The 12,689-nt window shown below is 70.8% G+C and carries 12 protein-coding genes; 5 read left to right on the top strand and 7 right to left on the bottom strand.

Annotation, left to right across the window (positions count from 1 at the left end):
• Positions 1–24: 24 nt before the first annotated feature.
• A complete protein-coding gene (locus ACFVYE_RS14430) occupies positions 25–519 on the bottom strand; it encodes a DUF3145 domain-containing protein (RefSeq protein ID WP_114244370.1) in 495 nt (164 codons plus the stop codon).
• 351 nt (positions 520–870) lie between these two features.
• Here ACFVYE_RS14430 and ACFVYE_RS14425 point away from each other — a divergent pair, with 351 nt between their 5' ends.
• On the top strand, positions 871–1,788 hold the full coding sequence (locus ACFVYE_RS14425) for an SGNH/GDSL hydrolase family protein (protein WP_383962574.1): 918 nt from the start codon (positions 871–873) through the stop codon (positions 1,786–1,788).
• An 11-nt stretch (positions 1,789–1,799) separates the two neighbouring features.
• On the top strand, positions 1,800–2,816 hold the full coding sequence (locus tag ACFVYE_RS14420; protein ID WP_383962572.1) for an aldose epimerase family protein: 1,017 nt from the start codon (positions 1,800–1,802) through the stop codon (positions 2,814–2,816).
• A gap of 67 nt (positions 2,817–2,883) precedes the next feature.
• Here the strand turns inward: ACFVYE_RS14420 and ACFVYE_RS14415 are convergent, their stop codons facing one another.
• Positions 2,884–5,355 carry a beta-glucosidase gene (locus ACFVYE_RS14415; RefSeq protein WP_383962570.1) on the bottom strand — a complete coding sequence of 824 codons (2,472 nt, stop codon included), beginning with the start codon at positions 5,353–5,355 and terminating at the stop codon, positions 2,884–2,886.
• A gap of 152 nt (positions 5,356–5,507) precedes the next feature.
• On the opposite strand from ACFVYE_RS14415, the gene ACFVYE_RS14410 reads away from it, so the two are divergent.
• Positions 5,508–6,104 (top strand): TetR/AcrR family transcriptional regulator, encoded by a 597-nt coding sequence (locus tag ACFVYE_RS14410; protein ID WP_383962567.1) that lies wholly within the window; start codon positions 5,508–5,510, stop codon positions 6,102–6,104.
• Between the two features lie 119 nt (positions 6,105–6,223).
• The gene (locus ACFVYE_RS14405; protein ID WP_389605697.1) at positions 6,224–8,182 is read left to right on the top strand and encodes a flavin monoamine oxidase family protein; all 1,959 of its coding nucleotides are present in this window, start codon (positions 6,224–6,226) and stop codon (positions 8,180–8,182) included.
• A gap of 34 nt (positions 8,183–8,216) precedes the next feature.
• On the opposite strand, the gene ACFVYE_RS14400 is transcribed toward ACFVYE_RS14405, so the two are convergent.
• The 4 genes from ACFVYE_RS14400 to ACFVYE_RS14385 all read right to left on the bottom strand — a co-directional run bounded on the left by ACFVYE_RS14400 (position 8,217) and on the right by ACFVYE_RS14385 (position 11,270).
• Positions 8,217–8,828 (bottom strand): LysE family transporter, encoded by a 612-nt coding sequence (locus ACFVYE_RS14400; protein WP_383962562.1) that lies wholly within the window; start codon positions 8,826–8,828, stop codon positions 8,217–8,219.
• A 15-nt stretch (positions 8,829–8,843) separates the two neighbouring features.
• A complete protein-coding gene (locus ACFVYE_RS14395; protein WP_383962559.1) occupies positions 8,844–9,623 on the bottom strand; it encodes an EI24 domain-containing protein in 780 nt (259 codons plus the stop codon).
• Between the two features lie 109 nt (positions 9,624–9,732).
• Positions 9,733–10,161 (bottom strand): organic hydroperoxide resistance protein, encoded by a 429-nt coding sequence (locus ACFVYE_RS14390; protein ID WP_266361662.1) that lies wholly within the window; start codon positions 10,159–10,161, stop codon positions 9,733–9,735.
• Positions 10,162–10,250: 89 nt separating this feature from the next.
• Positions 10,251–11,270 (bottom strand): NADP-dependent oxidoreductase, encoded by a 1,020-nt coding sequence (locus ACFVYE_RS14385; RefSeq protein ID WP_383962555.1) that lies wholly within the window; start codon positions 11,268–11,270, stop codon positions 10,251–10,253.
• Positions 11,271–11,424: 154 nt separating this feature from the next.
• On the opposite strand from ACFVYE_RS14385, the gene ACFVYE_RS14380 reads away from it, so the two are divergent.
• Positions 11,425–11,868 (top strand): MarR family winged helix-turn-helix transcriptional regulator, encoded by a 444-nt coding sequence (locus tag ACFVYE_RS14380; RefSeq protein ID WP_383962553.1) that lies wholly within the window; start codon positions 11,425–11,427, stop codon positions 11,866–11,868.
• A gap of 41 nt (positions 11,869–11,909) precedes the next feature.
• Here the strand turns inward: ACFVYE_RS14380 and ACFVYE_RS14375 are convergent, their stop codons facing one another.
• Positions 11,910–12,674, bottom strand: coding sequence for a hypothetical protein (locus ACFVYE_RS14375; RefSeq protein WP_383962551.1), 765 nt, complete (start codon positions 12,672–12,674; stop codon positions 11,910–11,912).
• Positions 12,675–12,689 lie beyond the last annotated feature (15 nt).

The raw sequence follows: 12,689 nt of genomic DNA, 5'->3' as shown, positions 1-12,689 counted from the left end.
GCCGGAGGGCTGAATCCTGCGCCCTCACACCACCTGGTGCAGCCACCGCACCGGGGCGCCCTCTCCCGCGTGGCGGAAGGACTCCAACTCGTCGTCCCACGGCTTGCCGAGCAGCTTGGCGATCTCGGCCTCCAGGTCGGTCTCGCCCCGCACCGACCGCGCCAGCGCCGCCCGCAACCGGTCCTCGGGCACCAGGATGTCGCCGTGCATGCCGGTGACGGCGTGGAAGATGCCCAGTTCGGGCGTGGAGCTGTAGCGCTCGCCCTCCGACGTGGGGCTCGGCTCAGCCGTCACCTCGAAGCGCAGCAGATCCCAGCCGCGCAGCGCGGAGGCCAGCTTCGACGCCGTGCCGGGCCTGGCCTGCCAGGAGAACTCGGACCGCCAGGTACCGGGCGCGGCCGGCTGTCTGATCCAGTCCAGCTGGACCCGCACACCGAGGACACCCGCCACCGCCCATTCGACATGGGGGCAGAGCGCGCGCGGTGCGGAGTGAACGTACAGAACTCCACGTGTCGTCACCGGGACCTCCAGTGTGGGACGAAGTTCGCCTTCCCCAGCGGCCTCGCGCCCGTACCGTCTCTTCTCGGCCGGTTCCCGAGGTTGTCATCAGTAAACAGCATCGGGGTGAATCTCCTGAAAAAGGACAGTATGTGACGTGATGTGATTTACAGAAAGCCACCCGAATAGAGCCGGGTGAGGGGAAGCGCCGCTGGTTCGACGAGGAAAAGCTACCGCGCGGCGGCGTCCGAGGTGTGACGTACCGTCGGTCCTGGGCCCATCATTCGCTCAGCTTTCACCCTGCAGGGCGCCCGGGCCTTCCGACCGGTGCCACGAGGGGTTGCCGGGGGCATAACCGAGGGGAGCCAAGGGATGCAGGATCGTTCCGCCCGCCACCGTTCGCGTACCGTGGCCGCCGTCCTGACGGCCGTCTCGTTGCTCGGCACGGCCGCTCTGACCGGCTGCGACGCCGACCGGGACGGGACGACGAAGGGGGCGACGGCCGAAAAGCAGCGGCCGCCGGCCAAGCCAGGCCCGCTCTGGGACCGCAGACCGGGGTCGGTGGCCGCCGTCGGCGACTCCATCACCCGCGGTTTCGACGCCTGTTCGGTGCTGGCGGACTGCCCGGAGGTGTCCTGGGCGACCGGCACGGACAGCGGGGTGCGCAGCCTCGCCGTGCGGCTGCTCGGTGAGTCGGGGGCCGCCGAGCGCAGCTGGAACCATGCCCGGACGGGGGCCAGGATCGCGCAGTTGCCGGAGCAGATGGCGCTGGCCGCGAAGGAGAAGCCGGATCTGGTGACGGTGATGATCGGTGCCAATGACGCCTGCCGGGACTCGGCGCGGTTCATGACTCCGGTGGCGGATTTCCGGGCGTCGTTCGAGGCTTCGATGCGTCAGTTGCGCGCCGGGGCGCCGAAGGCGCAGGTGTATGTGTCGAGCGTGCCGGATCTCAAGCGGCTCTGGTCGACGGGGCGCGGAAATGCGCTGGGCAAGCAGATCTGGAAGCTGGGGATCTGTCAGTCGATGCTGGGTGACGCGGACGACATGGGCGCGCGCGCCGTGGCCCGGCGCACCTCGGTGCAGGAGCGGGTCGTGGCGTACAACGACGTGCTGCGGAAGGTCTGTGCGAAGGACCGGCGCTGCCGTTACGACGGCGGGGCGGTATTCGACTACCGGTTCACCGGCAAGCAGCTCAGCCAGTGGGACTGGTTCCATCCGGGGCGGAACGGGCAGGCGCGGCTGGCGGAGATCGCATACCGCAATGTCACCTCGCCCCGGCCCCCGGCGTAGGGTTTGTGATCATGGACACGGGTTCGAGCACGGCGCTGCGTACGGAAGAGTTCGGCACCCTCGCGGACGGCGCCGTGGTGCACCGCTGGACGCTGGAGCGGGACGGTACGCGGGTGCGTGTCCTGACGTACGGCGGCATCGTGCAGTCGGTCGAGGTGCCCGGCCGGGACGGGGTGCGGGCGGATGTGGCGCTCGGGCTGCCGGATCTCGCCGGGTACGAGACGTATTCGGGTCCGTATTTCGGCGCGCTGGTCGGGCGGTACGCGAACCGGATCGGTGGTGCCTGTTTCGAACTGGACGGGCGGACACACCGGGTGACGCGCAATGAGGGGCGCAACCATGTGCACGGCGGGGCCCGGGGCTTCGACAAGCGCGTGTGGCAGGCGCGGGAGGTGGCGGACGGTGTCCGGCTCTCCCTGGTCTCCGAGGACGGCGAGGAGGGCTTCCCGGGACGCCTCGCGGTGTCGGCGACGTACACCCTGGACGAGGGCGGGGCGCTGCGGATCGCGTACCGGGCGACGACGGACGCCCCGACGGTGCTGAACCTGACGAATCACACGTACTGGAATCTCGCGGGCGGCGGCAGTGGCAGCGCGCTCGGGCAGGTGCTGCGGATCGCGGCCGGGCAGATCACTCCGGCGGACGCCGAGTCGCTCCCGACGGGCGAGTTCCTGCCGGTGGACGGAACCCGGTTCGACTTCCGAGAGCCGAAGCCGGTCGGCGCGGGCTACGACCACAACTTCGTGCTGGACGGCGCCGTCCCGGGCCCGGCGGCCGAGCTGTACGACGCGGTGTCGGGGCGCGTCCTGACCGTCACCACGACGGAACCCGGGATGCAGCTGTACACGGCGGACCACTTCGACGGGCGGCCGTTCGGGCCCTGTGCCGGGATCGCGCTGGAGACCCAGCACTTCCCGGACTCCCCGAACCGGCCCGAGTTCCCGGGCACGGTGCTGCGGCCGGGCGAGGAGTACGTCTCGACGACGGTGTACGGATTCGCGGTGCGCCGAGGTGCGCCGACGGCATGAATCGGCATGAGGAGAGCCCCGGAGCGGGGTCAGGTACCGCGCCGGGGCTCTCCCGTACCGGGGGCCGCTACTCCTTGATGTCCACGGCCGTCGTCAGGCGTACGTCACCGACCGAGCGGGCCGCCTGCACCTCGTACGTGCCGGGGACGAGTGTCCAGTCGTACGCCGTCTCGTCCCAGATCTCGTACGCGCGCCGCTCCAGCGGAATCACTGCCTCGGCACTCTCGCCGGGGGCCGCCTCGACCCGTGCGAAGCCGGCCAGCCAGCGGACCGGACGTTCGGCGGTGTCCTCCCGGGGCGCCAGGTAGAGCTGGACGGTCTCGGCTCCGGGCCGGGTGCCGGTGTTGCGGAGGCGGACGGTGGCGGTGTCGGGGCCGGCCACCAGGCTCTCGTACTCCCAGGTGGTGTAGCCGAGTCCGTGGCCGAAGGGGTAGGCGGGCGCGGTGCCGGCCTTCTCCCAGGCCCGGTAGCCGACGAAGACACCCTCCTCGTAGTGGAGTTCGCCGCCGGTCGGGGTGGTGGAGGAGACCGGGACGTCGGCGAGCGCGACCGGCCACGTGGTGGGGAGGCGGCCGCCCGGTTCCTCGGCGCCGAGCAGGACATCGGCAAGGGCGTGCCCGGCCTCCTGGCCGGGGAACCAGCTGAGCAGGACCGCGGCGACCTCGTCGCGCCAGGGAAGCTCCACCGGGGAGCCGGAGTTGACGATCACGACGGTGTTCGGGTTGACGGCGGCGACGGCCCTGACGAGCTCGTCCTGGTGGCCGGGGAGCTTCAGGTCGGTGCGGTCGAAGCCCTCGGACTCGACGCGTTCGGTGGTGCCGACGACGACGATCGCGGTGTCCGCAGTGCGGGCCGACTCGACGGCCTCGGCGATCAGCTCCTGGGGGTCGCGGCGCGGGCCGAGGTGGCAGAAGGAGAACGAGACGCCGGGGATCGGTGCGTCGTCGCCCAGGGTTTCGGGGATCTGCCGCAGGGAGACCTCGACGGGTTCGTCCGCCGCGAGTGCGATCCGGCCGCGCTCCAGGGGGTTGCCGAAGAACGCTTCGCCGGGATCGGCGGAGCCGGTGACCCGGTGGACCTCGTCGTACAGGGTCTCGCCGGCGACGGTGAGGCTGAGCGCTCCGGTTCCGCGGGTGCCGAAGATGTGCTCCCCGCCGTCGCGCGGGACGAAGGTGCCGGTGATCTCGACGCTGTGCAGCGTCTCGCGGGTCACGCCCTCGGGGAGGTCGGCGCCGATCCACTGGACGGTGCCGCTGTGCAGCGGGGCCGAGCCGATGACGGTGCCGGAGGCGTCGTAACAGACGGCCCTGAGGTCGAAGCCCTTCTCTGCGGGGGTGAGTTCGTTGTTCGGGTCGGCGCCGACGCGGTAGTCGAGGACGTCCTCGGGGAGGGCGGCGGTGAGGCCGTCCAGCGGCGAGACGATGTGGGGCGGGAAGACCTGGGCGGAGCCACCGCCGAGGACCCGGGCGTCCCGGGCGAGCGCCCCGCTGAGCGCGACCTTGCGGACGGCGGCCGGGTCGATGGGGAGCGCGGCGCGTTCATTGCGTACGAGGACGAAGGAGCGGCGGGCGATCTCGCGGGCCAGCGCATCGCCGTCGACGGTCTCGGGGCGTCCGGCCTCGTCGACGACGGGCGGGGCGCCGTCCAGGACGCCGACGCGGGCGGCCAGCCGCAGCACATTGCGTACGGCCCCGTCGACGACGGACTCCTCGACCTCACCGGCCCGTACGGCGTCGGCGAGCGCCTTCCCGTACACGGTCCTGGGGCCCGGCATGGCGACGTCGAGGCCGCCGTTGACGGCGGCGACGGTGGAGCGGGCGGCCAGCCAGTCGGAGACGATGTAGCCGTCGAAGCCCCATTCGCCGCGCAGCACCGCGTTCTGCAGATAGCGGTGCTCGGTCATGGTGGAGCCGTTGACCTGGTTGTACGCGGCCATGATGCCCCACGGGTGGGCGTTCTTGACGATGCGTTCGAACGGGGCGAGGTAGATCTCGCGCAGGGTGCGCGGGGCGACGATGTTGTCGACGGTGAAGCGGTCGGTCTCGGCGTCGTTGGCGACGAAGTGCTTGACGGTCGTACCGACGCCGCCGTCCTGCACGCCCCGCACATAGCCGGTGCCGATCTCGCCGGTGAGGTACGGGTCCTCGCTGTACGTCTCGAAGTGGCGCCCGCCGAGCGGGGAACGGTGGAGGTTCACGGTCGGGGCGAGGAGGACGTGCACCCCCTTGCGGCGGGCCTCCTGGGCCAGCAGCCGGCCGGCCCGGCGGGCCAGGGCCGGGTCCCAGGTCGCGGCGAGCGCGGTGGGCGAGGGCAGTGCGACGGACGGGTCGTCGGCGGTCCAGGCGACCCCGCGGACGCCGATCGGCCCGTCGGACATCACCAGGGAGCGCAGCCCTACGGCGGGGAGCTCGGGCAGCGACCACATGTCCTGGCCGGCCAGGAGCCGCGTCTTGTCGTCGAGCCCCAGTGCGGCCAGCGCCGCATCGACCGCGGCCTCGCGGGCCGCATCGGGGTTGGTGGATGTGGACGCGCCTGCCACGGCCGTACCTCCTCGTCGGATTCCTGCACTGAATGTCTCCATACTGACTCCGTAACCGGTAGAGCAGTAGGCTTCGTTATCAGTATGTGATTTATAGGGATGGCGTACGGTCCTCGGGGCGGAACCGGTGGAGCACCGAAAGGGGCCGGGAGATGGTGCGGGCCAGAAGCGCGGAGCGGCGGGCGGAGATTCTCCGCGCCACCCTCGAAGTGATCGCCGAGCGCGGGTATCGCGGCGCCTCGCTGGGTGCTGTCGCCGAGCGCGTCGGCCTCAGCCAGCAGGGGCTCCTGCACTACTTCCCGACCAAGGAGGCGCTGCTCGTCGCCGTGCTGGAGGAGCGCGACCAATGGGACACGGGCGGCGGCACCCGGAGCGACGGCACGTGGCGGATCGATCTGCTGGCCTCGCTCGTCGAGTACAACGCGATGCGACCCGGCATCGTCCAGACGTTCTCGGCGCTGCTCGGCGAGAGCGTGACGGAGGGGCATCCCGCGCGGGAGTTCTTCACCCGCCGCTACACCCAGGTCCGGGCCAGCATGGCGGCGATGCTGCGCGCCGAGTACGGCGAGCGGCTGCCGGGCGGCCTGAGTCCGGAGCGCGCGGCGCCGCTGCTGGTGGCGATGATGGACGGGCTTCAGTACCAGTGGCTGCTGGACCCGGATTCGGTGGACATGCCGGCGGCTTTCCAGGATTTCCTGACGCTCTTGCGGTCGACGGAATCGAGCGCACCCGAGAACCCTCGACCATGACATGACCTGCACCAACACCTGTACGACAAGATCGACAATCCCCACCTGCGGGTGATTTCCCAACGATCTACGCGCGTCCGGTCAAGGGTCACCGTCCCGGGCGCCCCAGGGTGGGGCGCATGACTTCCAAGCCTGCTGGGCCTTCCTCCGGCCTGCCCTCCCGGCGCACCATGATCACAGGTGCCGCCGCCGGTGCCGCCGCCCTTGCCACGACCGCCGTGGGCTCCGCAAGTGCCGCCGCGCCGGGCGCCCTTGGTGCGCCCGCCGCATCCGGAACCGCGCTCGCGCCCGCGGCCGCCCCCGGCTCGGACTGGGACGCCTGCCTGACCATCGCCCGCGCCGTCCTCGTACGCGACGAACAGGACCAGCCGCTGGTCCCCCACTACCGCGACATCCTGCTGACCAAGGGCCTGCCGCGCAGCCGCAAGGCCCCCAAGAAGGTGCTGGTCGTCGGCGCGGGCCCGGCCGGGCTCACCGCCGCCCATCTGCTCCGCAGCGCCGGGCACACCGTCACCGTGATCGAGGCCAACGGCAACCGTGTCGGCGGCCGGATCAAGACCTTCCGCAAGGGCGGCCACGAGAACGCGAAGGCGCCGTTCGCCGACCCGAAGCAGTACGCCGAGGCCGGCGCCATGCGCATCCCCGACAGCCACCCGCTCGTCACCGGACTCATGGACAGCTTCGACCTGAAGCGCCGCCGCTTCTACCTGGTCGATGTCGACACCGAGGGCCGGCCGGTCAACCACACCTGGATCCACGTCAACGGCATCCGGATGCGCAAGGCCGACTACGCGCAGAAGCCGCAGGCGATCAACCGCTCGTTCGGGGTTCCCGCGGCGTTCGAGAACAAGACCGCCGCGACGATCGTGCGGGAGGCCTTCGCACCCGTGCGCAAGGAGTTCGAGGGCAAGGAGGGCCGCGAGCTCGTCGAGGGCTGGGCGCGGGTCATCCAGCGGTACGGACACTGGTCGATGTTCCGCTTCCTGACCGAGGCGGCCAAGCTCGACGAGCGCACCATCGACCTCGTCGGCACGGTCGAGAACCTCACCTCCCGGCTCCATCTCGCCTTTGTGCACAGCTTCATCGGCGCCTCCCTGATCAGCCCGGACACCGCGTTCTTCGAGCTGCCGGACGGCACGGCCACTCTTGCCGACGCGATGTACGAGCGGGTCGAGGACATCGTGCGGCTGGACCGCCGGGCCACCAGGATCAGCTACGGCGCAGACCGCGTCCGGGTCGAGACGGTCTCCGAGGGCCGGGACGGCAAGCCGCTCGTGCGCGAGACGTTCACCGGCGACCGGGCGATCATCACCGTGCCGTTCTCCGGGCTGCGCCACATCCCCGTCGCTCCCGCGCTCTCGTACGGGAAGCGGCGCGCGATCACCGAGATCCACTACGACGCGGCGACCAAGGTGCTGCTCGAATTCAGCCTCCGCTGGTGGGAGTTCGAGGAGAAGGACTGGAAGACCGAGCTGGACAAGGTCCGGCCCGGTCTGTACGAGGCCTACCGGCTGGGCAGGGCGCCGGCCGACGGTTCACTGCTGGGTGCCCACCCCTCCGTACCGCCCGGTCATCTCCCGCCCAACCAGCGCGTGCACTACGCGGCGTACCGGGCCACCGCCCGCAACCAGCCCGAGGCGGCGCATGTCATCGGCGGCGGATCGGTCACCGACAACCCCAACCGCTTCATGTTCCAGCCGTCCCACCCGGTCGAGGGGAGCGCGGGCGGCGTCGTCCTCGCCTCGTACAGCTGGGCCGACGACGCGCTGAAGTGGGACTCGCTGGACGACGACGAGCGCTATCCGCACGCCCTGGGCGGGGTGCAGGACGTGTACGGGCAGCGCATCGAGGTCTTCTACACGGGCGTCGGCGCCACCCAGTCGTGGATGCGCGATCCGTACGCGTACGGCGAGGCCTCGGTGCTGCTGCCGGGCCAGCACACCGAGTTGTTCGCCGATGTGCGCTCGGTCGAGGGGCCGCTGCACTTCGCCGGCTGCCACACCTCGATCAAGCCGGCCTGGATCGAGGGGGCCCTGGAGTCGGCGGTCAGGTCCGCGCTGGAGGTGCACAGCAGCTGACCCGTGTCCGGCGGGCGTCGCTCGGCCAAGACCTTCAGTGCCCTGCCAGGCCCAGGGTGACGCCCAGTCCGACGAGCACCGATCCGATGCCCCTGTTGAGGGCCTTCTGCCACCTCAGCATCGCGGTGCGCAGACGCGAGTTCGAGAAGAACAGTGCGACCAGGCCGAACCAGCCGAGATGGGCGACGGACATGAACAACCCGTAGCCGGCCTGCTGCCACAGGCCGGTTGTGGGCCCGACGACCTGGGTGAAGGTCGATACGACGAAGAGCGTGGTCTTGGGGTTCAGCGCATTGGTGAGGAAGCCGGTGCGCAGGGCCCCGAGCCGGGTGAGCTGCGGCTTCGAGTCCAGGTCGACGCCGATATCGCTGCGGGCGAAGAAGGTCCGCACCCCGATATAGACGAGATAGGCCGCGCCGACCAGTTTGATCGCGGTGAACAGGGCGGTCGAGGACGCGATCAGCAGCCCGACGCCGAGCATCGTGTACGTGACATGGACGAGCACGCCTGCGGCGACTCCGACGGCGGCCAGCAGCCCCGTCGTACGACCGTGGAGACAGCTGTTGCGGACGACCATCGCGAAGTCCGCGCCCGGACTGATGACGGCGAGGACGGTGATGACGGCGACAGCGATGATCTCGGTCATGGGCGCGGAATCTCCTCAGCCCTTGTCAAGGGTGTACGGGGCGGGGGCCACGTCCTCGTCGGGCGCCACCAGGTCCCGCGCCAGCAGGGTGGCTCCGGCGACGGCGCCCGGCATCAGGAACACGGCGACGAACGGGACGAGGAAGGCGAGTCCCAGCGGTACGCCGAAGCCGAGGGTCAGCATGCGGCGCCCGCGCAGCAGGACGAGCCGGTCCTTCAGGACCATGCCGCGGCGCTGGAGTGCGACGGCGGTGAGCTCCTCGGAGAGGAAGTAGCCGGTGACGCAGAAGCCGATCACGGGGACGACGGTCTGGCCGACGACCGGAATGAATCCGAGGGCGAAGAGCAGCACCGCGTACAGCCCCACCCGCACCAGGATGCGGGCGCTGTCGCGGGCGGATATCCACAGCTCTTGCCAGAGCGGCAGCCCGGACTCGGGGACCTCGCCGCCTTCCGTACGGTCGACCTGCTCGGAGAGCGACTCGTAGAAGGGCTGGCCGACCAGCAGCGTCACGGCGGTGAACGTGATCACGGCGAGGAAGAGGCCGAGGGCGAAGACCAGCACGGTAAGGGTGTTACGGAGCAGGCCGAGCCAGGGCGACGACCAGTCGTCGGCGAAGGGTGTCGCCCACGTCACCAGGTTGTCGGCGCCGTAGCCGAGGCCGACGAGAGCCGCCGCATACAGGACGAGAGTGATGAGTCCGGGCAGCAGCCCGAAACCGAACCAGCGTCCGTGCCTGCCGACCCATCGCTGTCCCTTTATCAAGTAGCCGAAGCCCACCCCTAGATCACGCATGGCGTCAGCGTACTGGTGGGGGCAAAGGCCTTTCCCGCCGCGGTGTGTCCGGTGCACGGCCGAGGGCCGCACCCCTGTGGGGGTACGGCCCTCGGTCGGTTCCGAGCGGTCAGGCGACCGACAGCTCGACCTTGATGTTGCCGCGCGTGGCGTTCGAGTACGGGCACACCTGGTGGGCCTTCTCGATGAGCGACTGCGCGGTTGCGGTGTCGACGTTCGGGATGGTGGCGGTGATCGCGACCTCCAGACCGAAGCCGCCCTCGGCGGTCTTGCCGATGCCGACCGCGGCGGTCACCGTGGAGCCGGAGATGTCGGCCTTCTCCTGACGGGCCACGACGCCGAGTGCTCCCTGGAAGCAGGCGCTGTAGCCGGCCGCGAAGAGCTGCTCCGGGTTGGTGCCCGCGCCGCTTCCGCCCATGGCCTTGGGCGGGTTGACGATGACGTCGAGGTTGCCGTCGTCGGACGAGACGCGGCCGTCACGGCCGTTCTCGGCGGTGGCGACGGCGGTGTAGGCAACAGTGATGTCCTGAATGGCCATGCTGGAAATTCCTTCTGCTGTGCGCCGCGACTCGCGCCCACGATCGCGACGGCCTGTGGAGGAGCCTAACGGGTGCACCGGAGTCCCTGTCAGGCGAGGGAAACGATCATCTTTCCGGTGTTCTCGCCACGCAGCAGACCCGTGAACGCGTCGAAGCCGTTCTCGATGCCTTCGACGAAGGTCTCCCCGTACTTCAGCTCGCCCGAGGCCAGCCAGCCGGCGACCTCCTGGACGAACTGCGGCTGGAGGGCGGCGTGATCGCTGACGAGCATGCCCTGGATGCGCAGCCGCTTGCCGATGACCAGGGCGAGGTTGCGCGGGCCGGGGGTCGGCTCGGTGGCGTTGTACTGGGCGATCATTCCGCAGACGGTGACGCGTCCGTGCACGTTGAGCGAGGAGATCGCCGCTTCGAGGTGCTCTCCGCCGACATTGTCGAAGTAGACGTCGATGCCGTCGGGGGCGGCCTCGCGCAGCTGCTCGGCGACCGGGCCGTTCTTGTAGTTGAAGGCCGCGTCGAAGCCGTACTCCTCCACGAGGAGCTTGACCTTCTCGTCGGAGCCGGCCGAGCCGATGACCCGCGAGGCGCCCTTGAGCTTCGCCATCTGGCCGACCTGGCTGCCGACCGCACCGGCCGCGCCGGATACGAAGACGGCGTCGCCCTCCTTGAAGGAAGCGACGTCGAAGAGGCCGGCGTAGGCGGTGAGCCCGGTCATGCCGAGCACGCCGAGATAGGCGGAGAGCGGGGCAAGCGACGCGTCGACCTTCACGGCGTGCTCGGCCGGGACGTCGGCGTACTCGCGCCAGCCGAGACCGTGCAGGACGTGGTCGCCGACCGCGATGCCCTCCGCGTTCGAGGCGATGACCTCGCCGACCGCTCCGCCTTCCATGGGGTGGTCGAGCTTGAAGGGCGGGGTGTACGACTTCACGTCGTTCATCCGGCCCCGCATGTACGGGTCGACCGAGAAGTGCAGATTGCGGACGAGGACGCGGCCCTCGCCGGGAGCGGTGACCGGGGCCTCACGCAGCGCGAAATCCTCGGCCTTCGGCCAGCCGTGGGGGCGGGCGACGAGGTGCCATTCACGGCTGGACGTGGGAAGTGCTGCAGACATGGGCTCGGGGTCTCCTCGATGTCCTACGGGGTGGGGGGAAGCTTCGCCCGGGCCGGTGGGGGCCGACGGAGGGGAAGGCGAAATGCTTCATTACATGAAACAACCATGCTCCTGAATATTTCACCTTGTCAAGTAACCGGCTATCCTGGGCGTCATGGCCACCACTCGTACAGACCCTCTGACCCTCGAAGTCGTCGAGCTCATCGGTACCGTCGTGGCGCGCTACTACGAGGAGTACGACGAGGCCGCGGCGGCCCACTCCCTCACCGGCGCCCAGGCGCGCGTCCTCGGGCTGCTCGCCCTGGAGCCGACACCCATGCGCAAGATCGCCGAGAAGCTGAAGTGCGAGCCGTCGAACATCACCGGCATCGTCGACCGGCTGGAGACGCGCGGCCTGGTGGAGCGCAGGCCGGATCCGGCCGACCGGCGGGTGAAGCTGGCCGCCCCGACGGAGAAGGGGGCACAAACGGCGCAGCAGCTGCGCGATTCGCTCACCTTCGCCCGGGAGCCGCTGGCCGAGCTGTCGGACGAGGACCGGACGATGCTGCGGGACCTGCTGCGGCGGATGCTGGGCGAATCAGGCCCGCGCCGCGACTGAGGACGTGGCGCGGCCCGGGGTCACGCGACCGGGCGAACCGCTCAGCAGAACCACGGGATCCACCAGCACGACTCGGACTCGGTCGGCGTGGGCGTGGGGGCGGGGGTGGGCGAGGCCGGGGGCGTCGACCTCGTCGGTTTGTCGCTGGGCCGGGCGGATCCCGAGGGGTCGCCGGGCGTTCCCCCGGTGGGGCCGGACGACGGCTCCGTGGACGTGGAGGGCGAGGCGGGGGCCGGTGCCGACGCGGCGGAACCCTCGGGGCGGGCGCTGCCGGTCGCCCCGCCCGCACCCGTGGCATCGGCCGGACGGGAATCGGTGGCCGGGCGCGCGGACGGGCCGTCCACCGGACCGGGCGGCTCGACCGCGTCGCTCGCCGAGGGGTCAGGGGCCGGCTCGGTCGTGACCGAGTTCGATTCACGTACGTAGTCCGAGGCGCTGTCGTCGCCCTTCGGCTCGATGGCCAGCTCGGCCAGGCTCAGCGCCCCGGCCGCGAGGACCACGCCGAGCACGACGAGCAGGGCCGTCCGGCCGCGACGGCGGTGCGCACGCCGGCCGCGCCCCTGCGCCCCGGCCCTCCGGTCCGGCCTGCGGGAACCATGCGTGCCGCGCGCGGGCTGGGCAGCACCGCGCCCCCGGCGGCGTCGGCCCCCGGGCTGGGGCGGTGCGGCCGTTTCGCGCTCCGCATCCGGTTCGTGACCGGAGAACGCAGGCGTGGCGTAGTGGCTCAGCGCCTCGGCGGGGGTTCCGCATCCGGCACAGGCCAGGGCACCGTTGAGATGCCGCTGACACGGGTGGCAGTAATCCATGGCGCCCGCAGATTA

This window comes from Streptomyces sp. NPDC058239 (assembly GCF_042882185.1).
Taxonomy (GTDB): Bacteria; Actinomycetota; Actinomycetes; order Streptomycetales; family Streptomycetaceae; genus Streptomyces.
Note: the sequence above shows the minus strand (reverse complement) of the source record. Positions and strands in the feature narration are given on the sequence as shown.